The following is a 23,311-nucleotide window of genomic DNA, read 5'->3' as shown; positions in this document are numbered from 1 at the left end:
ACCTGCAGGCTTAGATAGCGGTGAGTTGTCTCCCGCCCGAGTTCCGCACAGGGGTCGTATCATGAGTAGGCGCGAAACCCGCCGCGCCAGCCTGTCATCAAGCCGGGAGACAGTGTTGAACCCGAACGCCGCCGAAGGCAAGTCCCAGACTATCCGGCCTTGGCCGCGATGACCTCGATTTCAACCACGAACTCTTCGCGGGTAAATCCGGAGACGATCATCAGGGTCGAGGCGGGGGGAGGGCTCTTGGTGAACTCGTCGCGGGTCTTCATATAGCCGCCCATGTGCATGCGATCGGTCACGAAGGCGTTGATGCGCACGATATCGCCCAGATCCATGCCGGCGGATTCCAGAATGGCCTTGATGTTCTTGAAGCAGAGCCGGGTCTGGGCCTCGACGCCTTTCGGGATAACGTCATCTTCCGTGATGCCAAGCTGGCCGGAGGTGAAGACGATCCGGTGTCCCGCAGGGATTTCCACTCCGTGGCTGTAGCGGGCAAAAGGCGCGCGGATCGTCTCTGGCTGCAAAGGTTTTGTCATCGGTTCTCTCTGCTTTCCTGAAAGGGCGGTGCTTGGATTCCTCCAGAAACTAGGAGGCGGATGGCGGAGGGGCAAGGCTGCCTATTGAATATGCGGCGGGCAGGGGCTTGTCTTCATGCCTGAAAAATAGGCATCCTCTTGCCGGAGTGTTATCAGCTGTTCGCTCTTTGGTGGCATTTGGGGTTTCTGCAATTTCCGGCAGGGGCGGAAAGCCGGGACTCAGCAAAATGTCGTCCGGTTTGGCATGGGGCTTGCAAAAATGATTGGGCGTGATTGCCTGATCCGCTCCCAGGGCCTGTGGAGGCACAGCGGCAGAGCACAGAACCGGCGGGCACCTAGCCTGCCGGGCGAGAGCTATAGGAGAGGTTGGACAATATGCGCATCCTTCAGACGATCGGTTTCACTGCGGCAACGCTTCTGGCGTCCACGAGCGCCTATGCGCTGGACGAGGTTAAGTTCGGCACCAACTGGCTCGCTCAGGCTGAGCATGGCGGCTACTACCAGGCCGTCGCCGACGGCACTTACGAGAAATACGGTCTGAAGGTCGAGATTGTTCAGGGCGGGCCGCAGGCGGCCAACCGCGCCCTGCTGCTGGCAGGCAAGATCGATTTCTACATGGCCGGCAACATGCTGCAGCCGCTGAACGCGCTTGCCGAGGACATTCCGGTTCTTGAAGTCGCTGCCATTTTCCAAAAGGATCCGCAGGTCCTCATTGCTCATCCGGATCAGGGCCTTGAAAAGTTCGAGGATCTGGCCAAGCTGCCAACCATCTTCATGGGTAAGGACGGTTTTGCTTCCTACTTCCAGTGGATGAAGTCCGCTTATGAAGGCTTCCGCGATGAGCAGTACAAGCCTTACACCTTCAATCCGGGTCCGTTCCTGGCGGACAAGCAGTCCGCGCAGCAGGGCTACATCACATCCGAGCCCTATGCGATCGAGACCGAGGGCGGGTTCAAGCCAAAGCTGTTCCTTCTGGCTGATGCCGGGTTCGAGACCTATTCGACCCTGATCGAAGGCCGGAAGGATTTCGTAGAAGAGAACAAAGACCTGACCCAGCGCTTTGTCGATGCGACGATCATTGGCTGGTACAACTATCTCTATGGCGACAACGCCGCTGCCAACGAGCTGATCAAGAAAGACAACCCAGAGATGACGGACGGTCAGCTCGCCTTCTCCATCGAGACGATGAAGTCCTTTGGTCTGGTTGAGTCCGGGGAGGCGCTGGAAAAGGGCATCGGCTGCATGACCGATGAACACCAGAAGGCTTTTTACGACTCCATGGTCAAGGCGGGCGTGGTCAAGGAAGGCATCGACATCAAGGCGATCTACACGACCGAGTTCGTCTGCAAGGGTGTCGGCATGGATCTCAAGAAGTAAGCTGTCTCCAACAGACCTGTGCGTGAGGCCCGGATTCGGGTCTCACGACAGATGCTGACCTATGAAAACAGCCAGATCTTGAAGGACCGTCACGTGTCTCAGAGCAATCCTGTTCCGGCTGCTGCCGGGACCCTTTCAGCTGAGTCCGGCAGCCGCCGCCCTCTCGTTAGCTTGTCCGGAGTGTCCAAGGTCTTCTCCAACGGCACCACTGCCTTGCAGAACATGACCATGGACATCCGTCAGGGTGAGTTCATAAGCTTGCTCGGCCCCTCCGGCTGCGGGAAATCCACGGTGCTGCGGATTATCGCCGGTCTGGGGGATCCTTCATCCGGCACTATCGACTGGCCGACGTCCGGTCACGATGCCAGCGGCAAGGCCCTGCCGGAAATCAGTTTCGTGTTTCAGGAACCGACCCTGATGCCGTGGGCGACCGTGTTCAAGAACGTCTGGCTGCCGCTTCGGCTGAAGGGCATTTCCAAGCAGGAAGCTCATGACCGGGTGATGGAAGCGCTGGAGATGGTGGGGCTTGCGAAATTCGCAGACGCCTATCCGCGCGAACTGTCCGGTGGCATGAAGATGCGCGTGTCCATTGCCAGAGCGCTGGTGACCCGGCCGAAGATCCTGCTGATGGACGAACCCTTCGCCGCACTCGATGAAATCACCCGCTTCAAGCTAAACAACGATCTCCTGCATCTGTGGGAGAAGTTCGGCTGGACCGTGGTGTTCGTGACTCACTCGGTGTTCGAGTCCGTTTATCTTTCCAACCGCATCGTTGTCATGGCCGCGCGGCCGGGCCGGGTCGTCAATGACATGAGGGTCGACGCCCCCTATCCGCGCGAAGAGGATTTCCGTACCTCGAGCGTCTACAACGACTATTGCAGGGACGCGTCCGCCGCATTGCATGCGGCTATGGGCGCGAATGATCATCTATGAGCGCACTTGAAGAACAGGGGCAGCCGCCTGTTTCGGCACCCGCAAAGCTCGATGAACCGCAGCCCGTTTTCGCGGCACGGGACACCACCTTCGAGCGCCTGTTGAAGGTGCTGATCCCGGTGGCCATGCTGGTTCTGCTGGTGCTGCTCTGGGCCTGGTATGTGAAGGCCTATAACGTCCCCCATTACATCCTTCCAAGCCCGCTTCGTGTTGCGCAGTCTCTGGTGGACGACTGGGGTACGTTATCCAGCGCCCTGCTGGTCACCCTGAAGATCACCTTCACGGCCCTTGGCATTGCGCTGGTCGGCGGAGTGGGGCTCGCGGTTCTGATGTCGCAGTCCCGCTGGATCGAGCTGGCGCTCTATCCTTACGCGGTCATCCTGCAGGTGACACCGATTGTTGCGATTGCGCCGCTGATCCTCATCTATGCGCCATCCACTCAATCAGCCTTGCTCATCTGTGCCTGGATCGTGGCGTTCTTTCCGGTTCTGTCCAATACGACGCAAGGACTGAAGTCGACGGACCACAATCTGCTCAATCTGTTCGAGCTTTATGGCGCAACGCCATGGCAGACCTTGGTCTATCTGAAGCTGCCGAATGCCTTGCCCTATTTCCTGGCGGGCCTGCGTATTGCGGGTGGCCTTGCCCTGATCGCTGCCGTGGTGGCGGAGTTCGCGGCAGGGTCCGCAGGGGCCGGATCGGGCCTTGCCTACCGGCTGCTGGAATCCCAGTTCCGGCTCAACATCCCCCGGCTCTTTGCCGCGTTGATCCTCTTGTCCTTTACGGGCGTTCTGATCTTCGCGGCCACCAGCCTCCTGTCCCATCTGCTGCTGCGCAAATGGCACGAAAGTGCCCTGAAGCGGGAGAATTGAGATGGTGGCGTTTGGAGACCTTGTGTCCGGCGGTCTCAGGATCCGCAACGGCACAGTGCCTTCCTGTCTGATCGACGGGGCGGATGATATTCCCGCTGGTTCCGGTGACCTTGTCCGGATCGACCTGGACATCGAGAACGGCAAGGTGGTGCGGCTTGCCCCAAAGGGGCAGCTGGAACAGGAGGGCAACGGCCTTCTCGATCTGGATGGCGGCATGGTGCTGCCGGCGCTGGTCGACATGCATACCCATCTGGACAAGGGGCATATCTGGCCCCGTCAGCCGAACCCGGATGGCACGTTCGCCAGTGCTCTGGCATCAGTGGGCGCGGACCGCATTGCCCATTGGACGGCGGAGGATGTGCGGGCGCGCATGGAGTTCGCTCTGAAATGCGCCTATGTCCACGGGACATCGGTCGTCCGGACCCACATCGACAGCCTGCCGCCTCAGGACGAGATCTCCTGGCCGGTCTTCAAGGAAATCCGGGAAGCCTGGGCGGGCAGGATCACCCTGCAGGGTTCCTGCCTTTTCGGCATCGACCGACTGATCACCGAGCCTGAATTCCTGATCTCGATTGCCGGCAGGGTGAAGGAGGCCGGGGGCATTCTAGGCGCCGTGACCTACATGATCCCCGATCTTGAGAGGCATCTTGATGCGATCTTGAGGGCGGCCATGGAGCGCGGGCTGGACGTGGATTTCCATGTCGATGAAACCAAGGATCCCGAAGCGCGGACCCTGAGGGCGATTGCGGAAGCGGTGCTGCGCACCGGCTATGCGGGCAAGGTGGTTTGTGGCCATTGCTGCTCTCTTGCCCGGCAGGGGGATGCGGAGGCGGACGAGACCATGGATCGTGTGGCCGAGGCCGGTCTTGGCATCGTGTCCCTGCCCATGTGCAACATGTATTTGCAGGACCGGGAGGCAGGCCGCACGCCGCGCTGGCGCGGGGTCACCCTGCTCCATGAAATGCGTTCGAGAGGCACGCCCGTTGCCGTTGCCTCGGACAACACGCGCGACCCCTTCTATGCCTATGGCGATCTCGATTTGATCGAGGTCTACACCCAGGCGACCCGTATTCTTCAGCTCGATCATCCGGTCGGTGACTGGATTAGCACGGTTACCACGTCCCCAGCCCGCATGCTTGGGGTGGAGGCCGGTTTGATCGGGCGCGGACGGCCCGCAGACCTGATCCTGTTCCGGACACGGGACTGGAGTGAATTGATGTCCCGCCCAGGCGGTCCGCGTCACGTTCTACGGGCTGGCCGGAGTGTGACGGAGACACTGCCCGACTACCGGGAGCTTGATATTTTGATGCAGAACAGCGGAGCCATGGCATGAGCAGCCTCGACCAACTCAAGACCGAGCTTGCGGGCCTTCAGCTTGAAGACAATCCGCAAATCGTGAAACAGAAAAGCCGGGACTTCTTCTGGTACTCGCCGGTGCTGAAACAGCAGCTGGATCATGTCACCGGTGATCTGGTCGTTACGCCGAAAAGCGAAGAGGAGATCATTCAGGTTCTCAAGGCCTGCTATGCCCTCGACATTCCGGTGACCACCCGTGGCGCGGGGACAGGCAACTATGGCCAGGCGATGCCGCTCTCCGGTGGCGTCATCCTGAACCTTGCCGAACTCAACAAGGTCAAGTCGATCCGTCCGGGAACCGTCGTGGTTGAAGCCGGCGCGATCATTTCCAAGATCGATGAGGAATGCCGGGCGCATTCGGGCCAGGAATTGCGGCTTCATCCTTCGACCTACCGCACCGCCACGATTGGCGGCTTTATCGCCGGAGGATCGGGCGGCGTCGGCTCCATCAACTGGGGCGGCCTTCGTGATCTGGGCAACGTTATCCGCCTGCGCGTCCTCACCATGGAAGCGGAACCCCGGGTGCTGGAACTGACTGGCGAAGATCTGCACAAGGTCATGCATGCCTATGGCACCAACGGCATTATCACCGAAGTCGAAATGCCACTGACGGCTTCCTATGACTGGGTCGATGTTCTTGTCGGCTTTGATGCTTTCATGGACGGCGTGCATTTCGCAGATAGTCTGGGCAATCAGGACGGCTTGCTGGTCAAGGAAATTGCGCCGATTGCAGCGCCTGTGCCCCATGACTATTTCCTCCGCCACCAGAAGTTCATCCGCAAGGATCAGTCCGTTGTGGTCTGCATGGTGGCCCCCTTCGCCATGGATGCCTTTGCTGCCTTCGTGGGCCGCAACAGCAAGGCCTCGATCCTTTACCGGTCGGATCTGGCGAGCGAAGCGGATCTGAAGTCTCTGCCGCCTGCTTATGAGCTGGCCTGGAACCACACGACCCTTCGCGGTCTGCGGGTCGAGCCGGGCATCACCTATCTTCAGGTGCTCTATCCCTTCCCGAACCAGATCGAGAAGGTGCGCACCATGGTGGAACTGCTGGGAGACGAGGTTCCGGCCCATCTGGAATATGTGCGCTTTGACGGCAAGATCACCTGTTTCGGCCTGCCCATCGTCCGCTATACGACGGAAGAGCGGCTGAACGAGATCATCAAGCTGCATGAGGACAACGGTTGCCCAATTTTCAATCCGCACCGCTACACGCTGGAAGAAGGCGGGATGAAGCAGACCGATGAGGTACAGCTTGCCTTCAAACGGGAAGCCGATCCGAAGGGACTGCTCAATCCGGGCAAGATGATTGCCTGGGAAGACCCCTCCTACGATTATTCGTCAAAAAAACTTTTCCTCTTTCCCGGACTTCAACGCGGTTAGGGGGCACTAACACTCGAAAGCCTTGGACCGGCCGCCCTGCGGATCCCGCGGGCCGTCCCTTTGGCATGTCTGAATTTTGAAAATGACGATTGGAGTGATGAATGCGGGTTCTTGTTCTTTACGCCCATCCGGTGGAGACAAGTTTTGCGTCGGCTCTCCACGCGGAGGTTCTTCGCGGGCTGACGGCGGCGGGCCATGAGGTCGATGATTGCGACCTTTACGCCGAGGGATTTGATCCGCGCCTCACCCGTGAAGAGCGCATGGGCTATCATGACCTGGAGACCAATCAGGCAGGCGTTGCCTCCTATGTGGACCGGCTGCTCGCGGCAGAAGCTCTGGTCATTGTGACCCCGGTCTGGAACTTCGGTCACCCGGCGATCCTGAAGGGCTTCTTCGACCGGGTGTTTCTGCCCGGTGTCTCTTTCAAGATGGTTGACGGCAAAGTGCGGCCCAGCCTGCACAACATCCGCAAGCTGTCGGTCATCAGCACCTATGGGGGAACGTGGCTGCGTGCCTTCCTTGTGGGGGATCCGCCGCGCAAGATCGTAACCCGCGTCTTGCGGGCTGTCATCAAACCGGTGGCGCCTGTTTCTTATCATGCACTGTATGACATGAACCGTGTCACGGAGCAGACCCGTAGTGCCTTTCTCAAAAAGGTCGGCCAGAGCATGGAGGCCTTCTGATGAAAGCTCTGGTGATCTATTGCCACCCCTGCGCGGAGAGCTTCAATGCGGCGATCCGGGACCGGGTCGTTAGAACGCTGGAGACAGCTGGCCATGATGTCCGGCTGAGAGATCTCTATGAGGAGGGGTTCGACCCGGCGATGGGGGCGGAGGAACGGCGGCGTTATCACGATGAGGGGGACAACGTCATTCCTGTCGAAAGCTATGTCGCAGATATCCGTTGGTGCGAGATGCTGGTTTTTGTCTATCCCACGTGGTGGTTCGGGCTTCCGGCCATGCTGAAAGGCTGGTTCGACCGTGTCTGGGTTCCGCATGTGACATTCGGCATGCCGACAGAAGATCAGGGCATGCGCCCCCTAATGCAGCATATCCGCAAGATCGCAGTGGTCACCACCTGCGGGGCCTCCTGGGTGGTGTCGAAATGGGTGGGCGAGCCTGGCCGCAAGACGATCATGCGCGGTATGCGGGCCCTTTGCGCGCCGGGCTGTAAGACGCTTTATCTGGCCCATTACAAGATGGACACTTCGACGCCGGAAAGCCGGAGCCGCTATCTGAATCTTGTCGGCAGAAAACTATCCTGCTTCTAAAAAATTGCATTCCTGCTTGCAGTGTCATTCGTCGGTTAAATAACCTGACTACGGTTGCGCCGCATAAACGGGCGGAACCGGCCGGTACCGCTGATTCTGGGTCAGGGAAAAACCATGGCATTCAATCACAAGAAGAGCGTGACGTTCAGGCTCGTTCAAGCTGCCAAAGCGCAGCGCGCGCGTTCGGGCAATCATCTTGCTCGCATCGGGCTTCACCCCGGCCAGGAGCTGGTGCTGAAAGTTCTCTTTGAAACCGACGGGCTGACGATGAGCCAGCTTGCCACCACGCTGGGCGTTCAGCCGCCGACGGTGACCAAGATGATCACCCGCCTGTCCGCTCAAGGCTATGTCCGCCGGCAGGTTTCTGACGCGGATGGCCGTCTGGCACGGGTCTATCTGACGGACGAGGGCCGTGGTCTGGTGTCCAATGTGGACCGGGCCTGGAAGCGTCTTGAGCGGGAAGCCATGGCGGGGATCGACGAAAAAGACCGTAAAAAACTCCGCAAGCTTCTGCGGGCGGTCGAAAAGAACTTGAGCCTGACGGCCACTGAAGACGAAACAGACGAGCTGGACGCGGATGGCGAACCGCTGCGGGAGCTGGAAAAGACGGAAGATCTGCAGCTGGTTTGACGCTGCAGCCCGTGCTCATGCTAGAGAAGGAACGGGAAACTGCCTTCGAGCTTGAGAAGGGCGATCTTCGTTTCAAGACCACCGGACCCCGAGTAACCGCCCAGCCCCTGGGCGGAAAGGATCCGGTGGCAAGGAATGATGATTGGGATCGGATTCGCGCCGCAAGCCTGTCCTACGGGTTGGGCCGCGGTGCCAAGCTGGCGGGCGATCTCTCCATAGGTACGGGTCTCGCCAAAGGGAATATCCAGCATTGCCCGAAAGACAGCCTGGTTGAGGTCCCCTCCTTTCGGATCGAGAGGCAAATCGAAGCGTGTCAGTTTTCCGGCGAAATAGGCTGAAAGCTGGGAAACGGCTTCGGTCAGCAGAGGTGTTGGCGGTTCGGGTGTCTGCCTGAGCTGATTGGTCCAGCTGAGTGCCGTGATGGCCCCGCCGGCCTCGTGAAGACGCAAGATGCCGAAAGGGGATGAAATCAAGGTTTCGGGCATAACTGTCCTCTGCGGTGCGGGGTAACCCCGGCTAAGAGTTGCGCTTTGCCGCCCGTACCGTTCCGGGCGCATGAGGCCTTTCGGCAGGGCAGGGAACAGGATAGCGTTCTGGATTAGATAAGGTGCAGCTTGTGCCGTAATTTCCAGGTTATTATCCCTCATGACAGCAGACCCCAAGGGCTCACCTCTTATGGGAGGCCGTGCCGGTGACCCGCAAACGCCTCTTGTGGCAATTGGACTGACACTGCTCGCCTATCTCTGCTTTTCCTGTCTCGATGCTACGGCAAAATATCTGGTCGAATCCTTGCCCTCTCTGCAAGTGGTCTGGATGCGGTTTACAAGTCATGTGGTTCTGGCGCTGATTGTGTTCCAGGTCTGGAGGCGGCCGCGTCTGTTCCACACGGATAGGCCCCTGCTTCAGATTGTAAGGGCTTTCTGCCTGTTGGGCAGCACCATCGGGAACTTTATGGCGGTCCGGTATCTGCAGCTGGCCGAGACAATGTCGATCATGTTTGCGGCTCCCTTCCTGGTGACGGCGATCGCCGGGCCAATGCTGGGAGAATGGGCAGGGCCGAGGCGCTGGGCAGCCATTGTGGTCGGATTCATCGGGGTTCTGATCGTCGCCAAGCCCGGCAGCGGTGAGATGCATTGGGCGGTGATCTATTCGGTCGCAGCGATGATTTCCTATGCCTTCTATGCGCTGCTGACCCGGATGCTATCGGCCACCGACAGTGCGTCCAGCATGCTGCTGATTTCGGCGGTGGTTGCAATGTTCGCCATGGCGCCTGCCGGCCTGTCCGTCTGGACGGCGCCCCCGAGCCTGGTTCACTGGCTTTTGCTGATTTGCACCGGTGTCTTTGGCGGGGTTGGGCATTGGCTTTTTATCAAGGCCAGCGCCCTTGCACCGGCACCGGTTCTTGCCCCCTTCAGCTATGCCCAGATCGTCAGCATGGTTGGGCTTGGCTACCTGGTCTTTGGCGATGTTCCCACATCAAGCACCATCGCGGGAGCTTCGATCGTTGTGTGTTCAGGCCTTTATCTTTTGTACCGGGAGAGGGTGCGCAGGCCGTGATGAGGGGACCGAAGACTTCATCTCTTTAGCTGTTGGTTGACGTTTCCGGGAAGTTGGGTCCTAATTGGCCGCTGCCGCAGCGTCAAAGGCCTGATGTTTCAAGAGACGCTGCTGCCGGACGGGAGGAGAGCTGATGTCATTGACCCGACGAGACTTTCTCGCCAGCGGCGCCAGACTTGGGGTGTTTGCCGCTTCAGGGGCGGCCGGGCTTTTGTCGTTGAGCGGCTCTGAAGCATCTGCCAATACCGCGGCTGAGGCCTATTTCAAGGGCTATGCCGAGGACAGTGGCTTCCGTTTCAGGCGGACAAATTTCGACAAGATCCAGCCTGTCTGGCAACGGCAGATGGTGAAGTATTTCAGTCCCGAGCCTCCGGGAACAGTTGTTATCGATACACGCAATCACTTCCTTTATGTCGTCTTCGAGAACAGTACCGCTCTGCGATATGGGGTTGGCGTTGGCCGTGAGGGATTCCAATGGTTCGGGCGGGCGAGGATCGACCGCAAGGCGCTATGGCCGCGCTGGGTTCCTCCGCCCGAAATGATCCAGAGGCAGCCAGACCTGCCCAAGATGGTGGAAGGCGGCGCGGCGAACAATCCGCTTGGTCCCCGTGCGATGTATCTCTACCGTGATGGTTCGGATCTCGGCTACAGGCTTCACGGAACGCTGGAGCCCTGGAGCATTGGCAAGGACGTTTCCAGTGGCTGCATCCGGATGTTCCCGGAGGATGTCATCGATCTTTATCAGCGCTGCCCGAAGGGAACCAAAGTGCTGGTTCTGGAGCATCTGGGCGCCAACGCCGGTTAGCAACGGGCGGTCCAGCGGAACAAAACAGAACGGCGGCATGAAACTGGGGGGCGGATTGAGAGCAATTGCAGGCAGGCGCTTTGGAGCGCAGGGTGTCATCTTGCTGGGTGCTTTGGCCCTCGCAGGGTGCAATACGGCTGATCTCAGCACGCCTGATGTGACCAACGCCGCAGCTGCGGGGTTCGTCAATATCAAGCCGGGATCCGAAGAAGATTTCATGCTGAATGTTGGCCGGAGGATCTTTTTCGAGGCAGGGTCCGACAGCATTACCGATGAGGCGCGGATCAGCATCAACAAACAGGCCGCATGGTTGAAACAGAACACCGGCTGGCTGGTCAAGATTCAGGGTCATGCGGATGATCCAGGGTCTGAAGCCGCCAACAAGGCGTTGTCCACAAAGCGGGCGCAGGCGGTCTATGACGCCTTTGTAGCGCAGGGCGTCGACCGTAAACGCATGTGGGTCAAAGGCTACGGGATCGAGCGTCCGGTCACCAACTGTGATGACATCACTTGCCAGTCGCAAAATCGTCGTGTGGTCGTTAACCTGCGCGAGGAATTCGACGAATCGGCACCGCGACGCTAGAGCCCTGGCTTTGCTGCAGGTGTGGCGCTGCTCTTTCCGGGCGGCGCATGCAGGCTTGAGACATAGGCATGACCAACGATACGGGTGCCGGAAAACCGGCGGACAGTCCCTTTGACGAGAAAGAGGCAGCAAACTGGCCGGACGGCGAACCGGATTTTCCAAAACCAGGCAAACGCCTGACATTGGGACATATCGCGGATCAGCTGGGCATTTCCACAGCGACGGTGTCTCTCGCCCTGCGCGACAGTCCGCTGGTTGCGGACGAGACGCGGGAACGGGTCAAGAAGACGGCAGAGGAAGTCGGTTATATCTATAACCGCTCCGCGGCATCCCTGCGGACCGCAAGAAGCCAGATCGTCGGTGTGGCGGTCCATGACATCCTGAACCCCTATTTTGCCGAGATTTTTTCCTCTCTTGAGGATGTTCTGGAAGAACAGGGACAGATGATCTTCATCTGCAACCACCGGGATGACGTGAAACGGCAGCGTGCCTTCATCAACACCTTGCTGCAGCATCGTGCCGATGGCCTGATTCTGTGTCCTTCGGTCGGCACGACGGCGGAAGAGATCAACCGTCTTGTCGGGCAGGGGATTCCGGTCACCTTGATGTGCCGGGAGGTTAGTGGCGTTTGGGCTCCTTCCATTCATGGTGATGATGTCGCGGGTTCCTACGCGGTCACCAAACACCTGATTTCCCAGGGGCACCGGCGGATCGCCATGGTTGGTGGCCGCCGGGGCAGCTCTGCGGGGCGCGACAGGAATGCGGGTTGGCGCAAGGCTCTCATCGAGGCTGGTCTTGATCCGGACGAGCAGCTCGACATTCCGGAAATGATGACCCAGGCCGATGGCCGGAAAGTGGTGCCCGACATTCTTCAGGCCCGGGAGCGGCCGACGGCCGTGATGTGCTTCAATGACCTGGTTGCCCTGGGCATGATGCCGGTTTTCCGGAGAATGGATGTCGAGCCAGGGCCGGATATTGCGGTTACGGGGTATGACGACGTTGACGGGGCCGCAAGCCGCACTCCGGCTTTGACCTCTGTATGCAACCACCCGGACAAGATCGGACGGCTGGCAGCTTTGACCCTGTTGCGTCAGATCGCTGGCGAGCGTGTGCCCCACCGCCCCATTCTCATAGAGCCAGAGCTGCGTATCCGCGAAAGCTCACCGCCGCACGGTGTCAGGCTAGGGCCAAGGCTGGTGGAGTGAAAAACTGAGCTTGCGGTCTCGGGGAACAGACCACCCCATCAGGGATGTTCTGCCTGAAAGGCTTGCGACGGGTGATACACAGCGCATTGGTTCCGCCCGTTGTTCTTGGCGTCGTAGAGGGCAAGATCCGCGCGTTGCATCAGGTTGCTGAACTTTATGTCCGCGAGAGACGCGGTCACGATGCCCATGCTGCAGGTCACCTTGTGGCTCATACTCTCCAGGCTGCAGGTTTCCGCTATCGCTTTCCGCAGCCTTTCGCAGACCAGAACAGCATCTTCGGACCGGGTGTTGTCCAGAATGATGCCGAATTCCTCACCGCCAATCCTGCCGAGCACATCAATGGCCCTCAAGGCATGGCTCAAGGTCGCAGCAAAACGGCGCAGAACCTCGTCTCCGGTGGCGTGCCCGTAGGTGTCGTTGATCGATTTGAAGTGATCTATGTCGGCGATGACGACTGAAAACGGGTTTCCCGTGCGGCGGAAACGCGCGACTTCTGTCTCCGCCCGCTCGAGAAAAGCCCGCCGGTTGAGGACTTTGGTCAAGTCATCAACACTGGCCATCCGCTCCAGGCGGGCCTGGACAGCAAGAAGCGCCTCGTGGTCGCGCTGACGGGCAATCTCGGTGCCGATCCAGTCGGAAAACTGCCTTATGATTTCCTTGTCGGTCTGGGTAAATTCGTCGCGCCTGGGGGTGTGGCTGGTGAAGCAGATCGTCCCGTACCGAACACCATCCACCAGAATTGGAGCACCAATATAGGCCTCGAGGCTGAAACGCTCATAGCAGGGGTGGCCTGAAATTTCTGACTTGGCAGCATGGGCGATCGCCAGCGGCCCGGTGGCATTTAGCGTGTGGCTGCAATAGGTGTCACCGAGAGGAAGAGTGAGGCCCGGTTCAATTTCTCCAGAGGGGCATTCCACCCATTTCACGGAGTAAGTACTCTCTTCGATATGGCTGATCACGCCGAGCGGAAGGCCGTAGTACCTGCAACCGATCTTAAGGATGCGGCTGATCTTCTCATCGCTGTTCAAAGCCCGTGTGGATGTCACCTGATACAGTTCGGCGAGCGTCCGCTCCACGTTCTTCCTGTCGGTAATGTCCTTGGTGAAAATGATGACCCCGATAATTTCGCCGGTGTCACTGCGCTTGGGTGTGAAGTCGATTTCGACGTCCCTGCAAGTCCCGTCTTGAAAGCCTGTTGTGAGTTCCCGGCGTACCGGTGTGCCGGCAAGGGCGGTCCGGCACCCCTCTTCATCAACGGCTTGCATCTCTTCCGAATACCGGTCCCGCAGACGTGTTCCTGTCAGGTCCGCAGGACAGGCGTTGAGCCATGCCGCGCCATGTTCATTGATGAAGGTGCAAATTCCCGCCGCGTCTACTTCCACAATGCTGCAGGCGAGACTGTTCGTTACCAGCTTTATGTTTTCGTAGACGGCAGCCAGCTTTTGCTGGCTTTCCTTCAGCTCTGTAATGTCTGTACGGATGCCGGCGGTTCCCCCGGCGCGGGTTTTTCTTTCGGCAATACGCAACCAGCGGCCATCGCCAAGCCGTTGCTCCAGAACTTCGCCGGAGGCTTCGCGGTGCCAGCGCAGACGTTCCTGCAGCCAGTCGTTCTTGGATCCTTCGCCAAGGTGGTACTGGCCATTGTCCAGGCCATAGCGCAGGATTTCCTCGAAGGTCTTGCCCGGGATCATGGCGGGAGCAGAATCCGGATAGGTCTTGCGGTAATTTTCGTTACAGGTCACCAGCCGGTCTTCGCTGTCATAAAGCGCGAAGGCTTCAGAAATCGTCTCGATCGCATCCTCAAGGGTTTGGAGAGAGTTCTCGACCATGGCCTCAAGTTCGAGACGGTCGGTAATGTCCCGCCCCATGAGGAGATAGCCGACGTGCTTGGACGTTGCATCGAACAGGGGCGTTGTGATCGTTTCGACATGAAAGATCCGTCCCTGCTTGCTCTTCAACTCCATCACGAACTTCTGGCCGTCGCGATTGTGGGCCGCTTCCTGATGAATCTTGCCGGCAGTCTCAAAGTCCGAGGGATTGGCGTAGAGGTCTTCTCCTGTTTTCCCGATCAATTCTGTCAGGGAATAGCCAAACAGTTGCTCTGTTGCCCGGTTCAGGAACAGGACCCTTCTATCCGGACGGGTGATGATCACACACTCGGACATTGCCCCGAATGTTTTCTCCAGATCGAGATGGATTCCGCTGATATGGCTCGATGAGGACATTCTTTGATTCCGTAACGGTAGGTGGTTTGATTTTTGCTGAAAATGCTAAACAAAAGAATACCGTTATGGGGTGGCGGCCGCTCAATTGATCTAGTTTAGCGTGTAAACCCAATCTGAGCACTTGCCATTTCTACCAATTTTCAAGTTGCGGGAACCAGTAGAACCAGCGGGCTGGTTGGCAAAGATTCCGCTCGGTGGCTATGCGATCGGTGAGGGTTTCGTGTACCTGTAAACGGGTGCCGTTACGCGCCAGAGTACCAGACGGGAGAAATGCTCTGATGAGCAAGCCAGAGATTTTAATGCCCAAGGCAATGCGGGATATCGTTCTGAACGGATTGGAAGCGCGCTTTACCCTTCACAAGCCCTATGAGGCCGCGGATGGCGGCGAAGCCATAAGCGCAAGTTCTGCTGGAGTGCGGGGTCTTGCCGTGCTTGGGACTCGGATCGATGCGGCCTATCTGGACAAGTTCCCGTATCTCGAGATCGTGTCGAATTTCGGCGTCGGCTACGACAACATTGATGCGGAAGCTTGTGGGGCTCGCGGCATAATGGTCACCAACACGCCTGACGTACTGACGGAAGAAGTCGCGGATACCGCGATTGGGCTTCTGATCATGACGGTTCGAGAGTTGTCAGCTGCCGAACGCTGGCTGCGTGACGGCAACTGGAGCGGCAAGGGACCGTTCCCGCTGACCAAGGCCTCCCTTAAGGACCGGACGCTCGGGATCGTCGGCCTTGGCCGGATCGGCAAGGCCATTGCTTCGCGAGCAGAGGCCTTCGGTCTGAAAGTGCACTATCACGGGCGCAACCAGCAGGCTGGTGTCACCTATCCATATCACGCGACCTTGAAGGGGCTTGCCGAGACCGTCGATACGCTCATGCTGGTTGCGCCTGGTGGCGACGAAACCCGGCACATGATCAATGCGGAAATCCTCAAGGCCCTTGGCCCGACGGGCATTCTGATCAACATCGGCCGCGGCACCGTGGTGGATGAGCTGGCCCTGATTGACGCCCTGTCCAACGGCACTATCCATGCCGCCGGTCTCGATGTGTTTGAAAACGAACCGCATGTTCCAGAAGCGCTTATGGCTCTGCCGAATGCGGTTCTGCTGCCGCATGTGGGATCTGCGTCTGTCAGCACGCGGGACGCAATGGGGCAACTGGTCGTCGATAATCTGGTCAGCTGGTTCGAGACCGGCAAGGCCATTACGCCCGTTGCCGAAACGGCGGCTGTCACCCGCCGTTCGTGAGGCTTGCCTTGGTTGGATCGGCGTCGTCCGGTTTCTTCCAGAAATCCGGATTGGGGTAATAGCCGGGGCCGAGCGTTAGAGGCTTGTCCGGCATTACCTTCGGGGCGACACCTGTCTTGAGGGCCTTTTCGTGGCGTTCGATCTCATTGCCTGTGACAGCATCAACAACCCGCAGCCGGGCCAGATAATCACGGTCCGGCTCCACGCCTGTCAGAGGGGGGGTCTCGAACATGTAGTTTCTGTGACCGGGCACGAAGTCCTGGTTGAGTTCAAGCATGCCGTCCGGAGTTTCCAAGTCGGCAACGAGATGGGTTCCGGCTGGCAGCTCCCGCCGGACGCCGACAGTGATCCCTGAGCGGATATCGGCGATCCGGTAATTGTAGATGAAGCCGCCGCCGGTGATTTCCGCGTAGCTTGACGCGTTCAGAACCGAGGTGTTGTAGGTAACAACGCCGCCCATGACGACGATGCAGTACAGAACAGCCGCTCCGGCTGAAAACAGGACCCAGCGGGGAATAGATCCGGACATGCCAATATCCTCCTGATGAGGAGGTTATCCTCTCAGGTACGGCGGAAACCGGCAAGGGTTTCCTGCCGGTTTCTGCGTTTTCTTGGATGTCAGCTCTTGCTGTGCGTGCTCAGGAATTCTTTCATACGGGCTAGAGCCCGCTGGATGTTCTCTGTCGAGTTTGCATAGCTGAGGCGGATATAGCCCTCGCCCAGAATTCCGAAGTCGGGGCCGCCAATGGTGGCAACACCGCAGTCCTCAAGCAAAGCCGAGGCGAGCGCCTTTGCCTTCCAGCCCGTGCCCTTAATGTTCGGGAACGCGTAAAAGGCGCCGAGGGGCGTGCGGCAGGTGACGCCGGGCAGTGCATTCAGGCCATCGACAACCACTTTCCGGCGCCGGTCGAACTCAGCAACCATCTCCCGGACAGCATCCTGTGGTCCGGTGAGGGCGGCCAGGCCTGCGAACTGGGCCGGTGCGTTGACACAGGACCAGCAGTTGACGGCAAGCTTGCGTGCCTTGTCGATCAGGGCGTGCGGCCAGACGGAATAGCCCATGCGCCAGCCAGTCATGGCGTAGGTCTTGGACCAGCCGTCCAGCAAGATCAGGCGGTCGCGGATGGAGTCGAACCCCAGCAGCGACACATGCTCCATGCCGTCATAGGTCATCTGGGCATAGATCTCATCCGACATGACCGCGACATTCGGGAAAGCCTCAAGGCCTTTCACCAGCTTTTCAATCTCGGCCCGCGGCGTCACCCCGCCGGTTGGGTTGGCCGGGGAATTGAGAATCAGAAGCCGGGTCTTGCTGTTGATCAGCGAAAGGGTTTCCTCTGCCGAGAAAGCAAACCCGTTCTCTTCGCGGATGGGAACCGGAACCGGCGTTGCGCCAGTGAATTCGATCATGGAGCGGTAGATGGGGAAGCCGGGATCCGGATAGAGGATTTCCGCGCCGGGCTCGCCGAACATCAGGATCGCCATGAACATGGTGACCTTGCCGCCCGGCACGATCAGCACATTGTCCGGGTTCGGCGTGTGTCCCGTGCGTTTCGCAAGATCGGCACAGACCGCTTCGCGCAGGGGCAGGATGCCGGTCGCCGGTGTATAGCCGTGGTGCCCATCCCGAAGTGCCTTGATGGCGGCCTCGACAATGTGCGGCGGGGTCTGGAAATCCGGCTGACCGATGCCGAGATTGATGATGTCCCGGCCTTCCGCCGCAAGTTTCGTCGCGCGGGCGAGAACCGCAAAGGCGTTTTCCTCACCGATCCGGTCGAAGCCGGCAATGGTCTGCAGTCCCATGTTTCCTCCAACGGCTGACAGTTGATCATGCGTACCCCCGCAAACCCCGGTCTGAAAAGGGCTGTTCCTGCCAAAGGTGTTCGCGCAGGCTCCTCTGCCCCGGTCTCAGGCGCCGGAAAAACGCAAATCTTTGCGCTTTCAGACAAATACGTATTGGGCACTCCACGTCGGGGAAAAGACCGCCTATATTCCCCGAGACTCATGCCGGGCAGACGCCTGGCCAATCCTGTTTCCTTCAAGGGGCTGTTTCATGTCTGACACCCAGACCAACTCCACCAGCCAGATTCCGGTTACCGTTCTGACGGGCTATCTCGGCTCGGGCAAAACCACGCTGCTGAACCGCATTTTGAGCGAGAACCACGGTCAGCGTTACGCGGTCATCGTCAACGAGTTTGGCGAGATCGGCATCGACAATGATCTCCTGGTCGAGTCCGACGAGGAAATCTTTGAAATGAACAACGGCTGCATCTGCTGCACCGTGCGCGGGGACCTGATCCGTACCGTTCAGAACCTGATGAAGCGCAAGGGCGCCTTCGACGCCATCATTGTGGAGACCACCGGCGTTGCCGATCCGGCTCCGGTCGCCCAGACCTTCTTCATGGATGACGATGTGCGGGCCGCCTCCAAGCTGGACGCCGTCGTTGCCGTGGTCGATGCGCGCCACGTGCTGCAGCGTCTGGAAGACACGGAAGAGGCCGAAGATCAGATCGCCTTTGCCGACGTGATCCTGCTCAACAAGACCGATCTGGTTTCCGCGGAAGAGCTGGACAAGGTTCAGGCCCGCATCCGGACGATCAATCCCTATGCCGTCCTGCACCGGACCGAGCGCTGCGCCATCGACCTGAAGTCTGTTCTGGATCGCGGCGCTTTCGATCTTGACCGCATTCTGTCGCTGGATCCGCATTTCCTGCAGCATGGCCATCATGAGCACGAATGCGGCCCTGACTGCGATCATGACCATGATCACCACCACCATGGCCACGATCACGGACACGATCACGGGCATCACCATGATCACGACCACGGCCATGAGTGCGGCCCGGATTGCGATCACGATCATCATCACCATGATGACAACCCGCATTCGGTCAAGAGCATCTCCCTCAAGGCGGGCGATCTGGATCCGGAGCTGTTTTTCCCCTGGATCAATCAGGTCACCCAGGTGCAGGGCCCGAACATCCTGCGTATGAAGGGCATCATCGCCCTCAAGGATGATCCGCAGCGCTATGTCATTCAGGGTGTCCACATGATCGTCGAAGGCGATCATCAGCGGGACTGGGGTGCAGACGAGCCGCGGGAAAGCCGGCTTGTGTTTATCGGCCGTGATCTGAACTGGGATGTGCTGCGTTCCAGCTTCAACGCTTGCGCAGTCAGCTAAGGGGCCGAGTACAGTGACAACACTCGCTCCTGTGGAGGTGGATGGCTTTGTCGTCCGCGCCGGGTTCATTGCCGATCAGGCCTATTTCGCAACTGGCGAGGGGGTTGTCGTTCTGATCGGCTCCGGTCAGAACGAGGTCCGCCCGCACAAGGCTGGTCTTCTTGCGGCAGAGGAAATGCCGGACCGCAAGGCGCTGCTGACTTCCGGCGATGATGGCCGTATTGTCTGCATTGCGCCGGATGGCTCGTTTGAGCTTATGGCCGAGCGTCCGCGCAAATGGATCGACATGATCGCCTGCGGTCCGTCCGGTGCCATTGCCTTTGCCTCCGGCCGCACTGCTTGGGTGCGTCTGGCGGACGGCAAGGAAAATGAGTTCAATCATGAGCGCGCTGTTGGCGGGATCGCCTTTGCTCCCAAGGGCATGAAACTGGCGGTCGGTCGCTATGACGGCGCCACCATCTGGTGGGCCAATGCCACCGGCAAGCCGCAGGAACTGCCCTGGAAAGGCGCGCATCTGGGCGTGACCTTCTCTCCGGATGGCAAGTATCTCGTCTCCAGCATGCAGGAAAACGCCATGCATGGCTGGCGCTTGTCTGACATGCAGGACATGCGCATGACCGGCTATCCTTCCAAGGTGAAGTCCTGGAGCTGGTCCGTGAAAGGCCGGTATCTGGCGACCTCCGGAGCGACAGCTGCCATCGTCTGGCCTTTCTTCGGCAAGACCGGCCCGATGGGGCAGACGCCGCTGCAACTGGGCACCCGGGGCGACAGTCTTGTCACGGCGGTTGCCTGTCATCCCAAGGAAGAGGTGGCCGCTGTCGGCTATGCGGATGGCATGGTGCTCATGTGCCGCTTTGAGGACAATGCGGAAGTGCTTTTGCGCCGTCCGGGCAAGGGGGCCGTCAGCTCCCTGTCCTGGGATGATGCAGGTGTCCGGCTTGCCTTCGGTACGGAGGAAGGCGAGGCGGGGATCGTGTCGCTGATGTAGGCGGAGGCAAGGGGGAGGAGAGGCCATGCTGAGGATCATCATGCTAGCCGTCATGCTTGTGACGGGCGGCACGGCTTCTCAGCTTCCCGAGTTTGCCCAGCAATACCGTCAGCGGCTCGGTGGCACCATCGATGCGCTGGCGGAGGTGATGGCTGATTTCAGGACCGATGCGGAAAGCTTCGGTCTTTCTCCCGATGAAGCCCTTCAGCGCATGCGCGGCGGGCAAGACCTCTTCATCCGCCAGCGCGGGGACACGCTTGCCAGAACGCAAGAGAGGCTGGAGAAGTTGCGCCGTCAGCAACTGGCAATGGCAACGGCTGGCCCCTTTGCCCGCATTGTCATCTTTGCGGAAAACGCCGACCCCGCTCTTGCCAAGGCAACGGCTGCCGATTTCGAGCCAGCCGTTCCCGTGACCACCGAAGGTCTGGCAAGCGCGGGTCTTGGTGCCTTTGCAGGCCTTCTACTGATGCGGTTGCTTCAGGCGGCTGGCCGTCCACTCAAGCGCATTCGCCTGCGCCGGTCCCACATGAGACGCTAACGGAGCCCACATGGATACCATCACTTCTTCCGGCGGCATGGTTGTCGCCCCGCACAAGGCTGCGGCACAGGCGGGCGCGGATATTCTGGCCGAGGGCGGCTCAGCTATCGAGGCCATGGTTGCCGCCGCGGCCACCATCGCCGTCGTCTATCCGCATATGAACGCCATCGGAGGGGATGGGTTCTGGCTGATTGCGGAGCCAGGGAAGGATCCCAAAGCGCTGATGGCCTGCGGTGGAGCTGGTTCCAGGGCTACTATCGAGGCCTATAACAAGGCCGGGCACAGCACCGTTCCCACCCGGGGCCCGCTTGCCGCTCTGACGGTCGCGGGAACCATCGGGGGCTGGGACAAGGCGCTGGAAGGGGCCAGATCCATTGGAGCTGGCCGGATGCCTCTGCGCGAGCTTTTGTCCGCCGCCGTGCGTTCTGCCAAGGAGGGCACGCCGGTCACCCGGAGCCAGGCGGCTCTGACAGCTGAGAAACTCGAAGAGCTGAAGGAACAGCCAGGATTTGCTCAGGTCTTTCTGAAGGATGGCAAGGCTCCGGAAGAGGGGGACTTGCTCCGGCAGGAGCGATTGGCGGATACCTTGGATCATCTGGCGCATGCAGGTCTTGATGACTTCTACCGTGGCGATGTTGGAGCAGCGATCGCCGAAGATCTGGAGCGGAGCGGATCGCCTGTCACCAAGGCAGACTTGGAGCGCTATGAGGCGCGTTTCCGGGAGCCGCTGAAGACGCAATTGTCCTGCGGCACCATTTTCAACACGCCCTTGCCGACACAGGGCCTCGCTTCCCTGATCATTCTTGGGCTCTACGACCGGCTGACGGTCAATGGCCGCGAGGGCTATGATCTGGTGCATGGGCTGGTGGAGGCCACCAAGCGCGCCTTTATCATCCGGGACCGGGTGGTGACTGACCCTATGCACGCGCCTGAGCCAGCCAGCACCTTCCTCAAGCCGGACTGGCTGGATGCGGAAGTCCACCGGATTGATATGAAGCGGGCGCTGCCCTGGCCCCATGTGGCGAAAGACGGCGATACCATCTGGATGGGGGCTGTCGACAGCAAGGGCGTGTCTGTGTCGTTCATCCAGTCGGTCTATTGGGAGTTCGGCTCCGGCTGCGTTCTGCCGCGCACGGGCATCACCTGGCAGAACCGGGGTGCCAGCTTCTCCCTGCATCCCGAGCATCTCAACGCGCTGGCACCGGGGCGGTTGCCGTTCCATACGCTCAACCCGGCGATGGCGCGTTTGTCCGACGGCAGGACGGTCACTTATGGCACCATGGGCGGTGAGGGGCAGCCTCAGACCCAGGCTGCAATCTTCGCCCGCCATGTCTTCAACAAGATGCCCGTTGGCGAGGCCATTGACGCGCCGCGCTGGTTGCTTGGCCGCACCTGGGGAGATGCGGCGACGGCACTCCGGCTGGAAAGCCGGTCCGATCCGGATCTCGTCCGTGCCTTGGAGCGGGCCGGGCATGAGGTCGTGCAGATCGGCGAGGACTATTCCGATACGATGGGCCACGCTGGCATGATCGTGCGCAATGCCCGTGGCGGTCTGGAAGGGGCGCATGATCCGCGGGCCGATGGCGGAGCTGCTGTCGCATGAACCCATCCTGCCTGGCTGAAGACTTGCTTTCCGGGCGGTTTCGGCTTCAATTTGCCTTTCTTTTAAATCCGCGAGCCAAAGGCCTTTTGCACCCATGGACGCCATCACCCGCATGCGCTGTTTTATCCAGGTCGTCGATAGCAAGGGCTTTTCCGCTGCCGCCCGGGAAATGGGGCGATCCAAGGCGCTGGTGTCCAAGTATATCGGCGAGCTTGAAGACGAGCTTGGGGCACGGCTTTTGAACCGGACCACGCGGCAGGTCTCGCTGACCGAGGTGGGCGAGGCCTATTACAAGGAAGCGGCGGAGATCCTGCAGCGGATCGATGATCTTCAGGCGTCGGTCCAGTCTTCTCACCATGCGATCCGGGGACGCCTGCGGGTGTCCGCGCCGCGCTCCATGGGCGATGGCTGGCTGAACCGGGCGATGATGGAGTTCCTGGTCGATAATCCTGAAGTGGTGCTGGATCTGCGTCTGGAGGACCGGTTTGTCGATGTGGTCGATGAAGGCTTTGATGTCGCGATCCGTGTCACGGATCTGGAGGATTCCAGCCTGATTGCCCGCAAAATTGCGCCGTTCCGTACGGTCGTCTGCGCGACGCCTCAGGTGATTGAAAAATACGGAGTTCCGCAGACCCCGGCAGATCTTCAGTCCCGTCCGTGTATCATCGATACGAACTATCGCTTCAAACAGAACTGGGGCTTTTCGGAAAATGGGCAACGCATCACGGTGACTGTCAGCGGCCCTGTGGAGGTCAACAGCGCGTCGGCTGGACGGGATGCGGCACTCTGCAATTTGGGCTTTCTGCGCACGCCGCTGATCTTTGTGTCGGAGGATATCCGGAACGGGACATTCGTGCCCATGCTGGAAGACTATGAACCCGACAACCGGGGCATTTATGCGGTCTACCCGCACCGCCGCCATTTGACCGGCAAGGTGCGGGCTTTTGTGGATCATCTGGTCGCGTGGTTCGCGGAACGCAAGCGGACCGGAGAAAACTGCCCCGGCTGACTGCGATCCG

The 23,311-nt window shown here is 59.6% G+C and carries 23 protein-coding genes; 18 read left to right on the top strand and 5 right to left on the bottom strand.

The window, feature by feature from the left end; translation table 11 throughout:
* Positions 1-149 precede the first annotated feature (149 nt).
* On the bottom strand, positions 150-539 hold the full coding sequence (locus tag IG616_RS20100) for a RidA family protein (protein WP_192150239.1): 390 nt from the start codon (positions 537-539) through the stop codon (positions 150-152).
* A 375-nt stretch (positions 540-914) separates the two neighbouring features.
* On the opposite strand from IG616_RS20100, the gene IG616_RS20095 reads away from it, so the two are divergent.
* The 8 genes from IG616_RS20095 to IG616_RS20060 all read left to right on the top strand — a co-directional run bounded on the left by IG616_RS20095 (position 915) and on the right by IG616_RS20060 (position 8,357).
* The gene (locus tag IG616_RS20095) at positions 915-1,916 is read left to right on the top strand and encodes an ABC transporter substrate-binding protein (RefSeq protein WP_192150237.1); all 1,002 of its coding nucleotides are present in this window, start codon (positions 915-917) and stop codon (positions 1,914-1,916) included.
* 51 nt (positions 1,917-1,967) lie between these two features.
* Positions 1,968-2,849 carry an ABC transporter ATP-binding protein gene (locus tag IG616_RS20090; RefSeq protein ID WP_192150235.1) on the top strand — a complete coding sequence of 294 codons (882 nt, stop codon included), beginning with the start codon at positions 1,968-1,970 and terminating at the stop codon, positions 2,847-2,849.
* Positions 2,846-3,721, top strand: coding sequence for an ABC transporter permease (locus IG616_RS20085; protein WP_192150233.1), 876 nt, complete (start codon positions 2,846-2,848; stop codon positions 3,719-3,721). The genes IG616_RS20090 and IG616_RS20085 overlap by 4 nt, the downstream gene beginning before the upstream one ends.
* A 1-nt stretch (position 3,722) precedes the next feature.
* Complete coding sequence (locus tag IG616_RS20080; protein ID WP_192150231.1) at positions 3,723-5,054, top strand: cytosine deaminase; 1,332 nt, start codon at positions 3,723-3,725, stop codon at positions 5,052-5,054.
* Positions 5,051-6,457: an FAD-binding oxidoreductase gene (locus IG616_RS20075; protein ID WP_192150229.1), complete on the top strand. Its 1,407-nt coding sequence runs from the start codon at positions 5,051-5,053 to the stop codon at positions 6,455-6,457. Before IG616_RS20080 ends, IG616_RS20075 begins: the two co-directional genes overlap by 4 nt.
* A gap of 101 nt (positions 6,458-6,558) precedes the next feature.
* A complete protein-coding gene (locus IG616_RS20070) occupies positions 6,559-7,140 on the top strand; it encodes an NAD(P)H-dependent oxidoreductase (protein WP_192150227.1) in 582 nt (193 codons plus the stop codon).
* Positions 7,140-7,727: an NAD(P)H-dependent oxidoreductase gene (locus IG616_RS20065; RefSeq protein WP_192150225.1), complete on the top strand. Its 588-nt coding sequence runs from the start codon at positions 7,140-7,142 to the stop codon at positions 7,725-7,727. Before IG616_RS20070 ends, IG616_RS20065 begins: the two co-directional genes overlap by 1 nt.
* Before the next feature lie 114 nt (positions 7,728-7,841).
* Entirely contained in the window at positions 7,842-8,357 is a 516-nt protein-coding gene (locus IG616_RS20060; RefSeq protein ID WP_192150223.1) for a MarR family winged helix-turn-helix transcriptional regulator, read from the top strand.
* A 20-nt stretch (positions 8,358-8,377) separates the two neighbouring features.
* On the opposite strand, the gene IG616_RS20055 is transcribed toward IG616_RS20060, so the two are convergent.
* Positions 8,378-8,842, bottom strand: a complete 465-nt coding sequence (locus tag IG616_RS20055) for a methylated-DNA--[protein]-cysteine S-methyltransferase (RefSeq protein WP_192150221.1) — start codon at positions 8,840-8,842, stop codon at positions 8,378-8,380.
* Between the two features lie 160 nt (positions 8,843-9,002).
* Between IG616_RS20055 and IG616_RS20050 the strand changes: the two genes are divergently transcribed.
* From IG616_RS20050 to IG616_RS20035, 4 genes are all read left to right on the top strand, one after another.
* Complete coding sequence (locus IG616_RS20050; protein WP_192150219.1) at positions 9,003-9,914, top strand: DMT family transporter; 912 nt, start codon at positions 9,003-9,005, stop codon at positions 9,912-9,914.
* Between the two features lie 133 nt (positions 9,915-10,047).
* Entirely contained in the window at positions 10,048-10,719 is a 672-nt protein-coding gene (locus IG616_RS20045) for a L,D-transpeptidase (protein ID WP_192150217.1), read from the top strand.
* Positions 10,720-10,876: 157 nt separating this feature from the next.
* Positions 10,877-11,302, top strand: a complete 426-nt coding sequence (locus IG616_RS20040) for an OmpA family protein (RefSeq protein WP_343072406.1) — start codon at positions 10,877-10,879, stop codon at positions 11,300-11,302.
* Between the two features lie 68 nt (positions 11,303-11,370).
* Entirely contained in the window at positions 11,371-12,507 is a 1,137-nt protein-coding gene (locus IG616_RS20035) for a LacI family DNA-binding transcriptional regulator (protein WP_192150212.1), read from the top strand.
* Between the two features lie 38 nt (positions 12,508-12,545).
* On the opposite strand, the gene IG616_RS20030 is transcribed toward IG616_RS20035, so the two are convergent.
* Positions 12,546-14,732: a diguanylate cyclase gene (locus IG616_RS20030; RefSeq protein WP_192150210.1), complete on the bottom strand. Its 2,187-nt coding sequence runs from the start codon at positions 14,730-14,732 to the stop codon at positions 12,546-12,548.
* Positions 14,733-15,010: 278 nt separating this feature from the next.
* On the opposite strand from IG616_RS20030, the gene IG616_RS20025 reads away from it, so the two are divergent.
* Positions 15,011-15,982, top strand: coding sequence for a 2-hydroxyacid dehydrogenase (locus IG616_RS20025; RefSeq protein ID WP_192150207.1), 972 nt, complete (start codon positions 15,011-15,013; stop codon positions 15,980-15,982).
* On the opposite strand, the gene IG616_RS20020 is transcribed toward IG616_RS20025, so the two are convergent.
* Together IG616_RS20020 and IG616_RS20015 are read right to left on the bottom strand one after the other, a co-directional pair.
* Positions 15,966-16,511 (bottom strand): hypothetical protein, encoded by a 546-nt coding sequence (locus tag IG616_RS20020; protein WP_192150205.1) that lies wholly within the window; start codon positions 16,509-16,511, stop codon positions 15,966-15,968. The genes IG616_RS20025 and IG616_RS20020 overlap by 17 nt on opposite strands.
* A gap of 89 nt (positions 16,512-16,600) precedes the next feature.
* Positions 16,601-17,785 carry a pyridoxal phosphate-dependent aminotransferase gene (locus tag IG616_RS20015; protein ID WP_192150203.1) on the bottom strand — a complete coding sequence of 395 codons (1,185 nt, stop codon included), beginning with the start codon at positions 17,783-17,785 and terminating at the stop codon, positions 16,601-16,603.
* Between the two features lie 250 nt (positions 17,786-18,035).
* Here IG616_RS20015 and IG616_RS20010 point away from each other — a divergent pair, with 250 nt between their 5' ends.
* From IG616_RS20010 to IG616_RS19990, 5 genes are all read left to right on the top strand, one after another.
* The gene (locus tag IG616_RS20010) at positions 18,036-19,163 is read left to right on the top strand and encodes a CobW family GTP-binding protein (protein WP_192150201.1); all 1,128 of its coding nucleotides are present in this window, start codon (positions 18,036-18,038) and stop codon (positions 19,161-19,163) included.
* Positions 19,164-19,176: 13 nt separating this feature from the next.
* The gene (locus IG616_RS20005; RefSeq protein ID WP_192150199.1) at positions 19,177-20,151 is read left to right on the top strand and encodes a WD40 repeat domain-containing protein; all 975 of its coding nucleotides are present in this window, start codon (positions 19,177-19,179) and stop codon (positions 20,149-20,151) included.
* Positions 20,152-20,176: 25 nt separating this feature from the next.
* A complete protein-coding gene (locus tag IG616_RS20000) occupies positions 20,177-20,689 on the top strand; it encodes a DUF2937 family protein (protein WP_192150197.1) in 513 nt (170 codons plus the stop codon).
* A 10-nt stretch (positions 20,690-20,699) separates the two neighbouring features.
* Positions 20,700-22,292 (top strand): gamma-glutamyltransferase family protein, encoded by a 1,593-nt coding sequence (locus tag IG616_RS19995; protein ID WP_192150195.1) that lies wholly within the window; start codon positions 20,700-20,702, stop codon positions 22,290-22,292.
* Positions 22,293-22,386: 94 nt separating this feature from the next.
* Positions 22,387-23,301, top strand: a complete 915-nt coding sequence (locus tag IG616_RS19990) for a LysR family transcriptional regulator (RefSeq protein ID WP_192150193.1) — start codon at positions 22,387-22,389, stop codon at positions 23,299-23,301.
* Positions 23,302-23,311: the final 10 nt, after the last annotated feature.

The organism is Roseibium litorale, assembly GCF_014842915.1.
Classification (GTDB): Bacteria; Pseudomonadota; Alphaproteobacteria; order Rhizobiales; family Stappiaceae; genus Roseibium; species Roseibium litorale.
This window is presented reverse-complemented; position numbering and strand designations above follow the sequence as displayed.

Coding starts and splice junctions, on each gene's coding strand:
- IG616_RS20085 (WP_192150233.1), top strand. CDS start 2,846: ATGAGCGCACTTGAAGAACAGGGGCAGCCGCCTGTTTCGGCACCCGCA.
- IG616_RS20020 (WP_192150205.1), bottom strand. CDS start 16,511: ATGTCCGGATCTATTCCCCGCTGGGTCCTGTTTTCAGCCGGAGCGGCT.
- IG616_RS20015 (WP_192150203.1), bottom strand. CDS start 17,785: ATGGGACTGCAGACCATTGCCGGCTTCGACCGGATCGGTGAGGAAAAC.
- IG616_RS19990 (WP_192150193.1), top strand. CDS start 22,387: ATGGACGCCATCACCCGCATGCGCTGTTTTATCCAGGTCGTCGATAGC.
- IG616_RS20080 (WP_192150231.1), top strand. CDS start 3,723: ATGGTGGCGTTTGGAGACCTTGTGTCCGGCGGTCTCAGGATCCGCAAC.
- IG616_RS20030 (WP_192150210.1), bottom strand. CDS start 14,732: ATGTCCTCATCGAGCCATATCAGCGGAATCCATCTCGATCTGGAGAAA.
- IG616_RS20000 (WP_192150197.1), top strand. CDS start 20,177: ATGCTGAGGATCATCATGCTAGCCGTCATGCTTGTGACGGGCGGCACG.
- IG616_RS20060 (WP_192150223.1), top strand. CDS start 7,842: ATGGCATTCAATCACAAGAAGAGCGTGACGTTCAGGCTCGTTCAAGCT.
- IG616_RS19995 (WP_192150195.1), top strand. CDS start 20,700: ATGGATACCATCACTTCTTCCGGCGGCATGGTTGTCGCCCCGCACAAG.
- IG616_RS20010 (WP_192150201.1), top strand. CDS start 18,036: ATGTCTGACACCCAGACCAACTCCACCAGCCAGATTCCGGTTACCGTT.
- IG616_RS20055 (WP_192150221.1), bottom strand. CDS start 8,842: ATGCCCGAAACCTTGATTTCATCCCCTTTCGGCATCTTGCGTCTTCAC.
- IG616_RS20095 (WP_192150237.1), top strand. CDS start 915: ATGCGCATCCTTCAGACGATCGGTTTCACTGCGGCAACGCTTCTGGCG.
- IG616_RS20035 (WP_192150212.1), top strand. CDS start 11,371: ATGACCAACGATACGGGTGCCGGAAAACCGGCGGACAGTCCCTTTGAC.
- IG616_RS20065 (WP_192150225.1), top strand. CDS start 7,140: ATGAAAGCTCTGGTGATCTATTGCCACCCCTGCGCGGAGAGCTTCAAT.
- IG616_RS20070 (WP_192150227.1), top strand. CDS start 6,559: ATGCGGGTTCTTGTTCTTTACGCCCATCCGGTGGAGACAAGTTTTGCG.
- IG616_RS20045 (WP_192150217.1), top strand. CDS start 10,048: ATGTCATTGACCCGACGAGACTTTCTCGCCAGCGGCGCCAGACTTGGG.
- IG616_RS20075 (WP_192150229.1), top strand. CDS start 5,051: ATGAGCAGCCTCGACCAACTCAAGACCGAGCTTGCGGGCCTTCAGCTT.
- IG616_RS20090 (WP_192150235.1), top strand. CDS start 1,968: ATGCTGACCTATGAAAACAGCCAGATCTTGAAGGACCGTCACGTGTCT.
- IG616_RS20050 (WP_192150219.1), top strand. CDS start 9,003: ATGACAGCAGACCCCAAGGGCTCACCTCTTATGGGAGGCCGTGCCGGT.
- IG616_RS20100 (WP_192150239.1), bottom strand. CDS start 539: ATGACAAAACCTTTGCAGCCAGAGACGATCCGCGCGCCTTTTGCCCGC.
- IG616_RS20025 (WP_192150207.1), top strand. CDS start 15,011: ATGAGCAAGCCAGAGATTTTAATGCCCAAGGCAATGCGGGATATCGTT.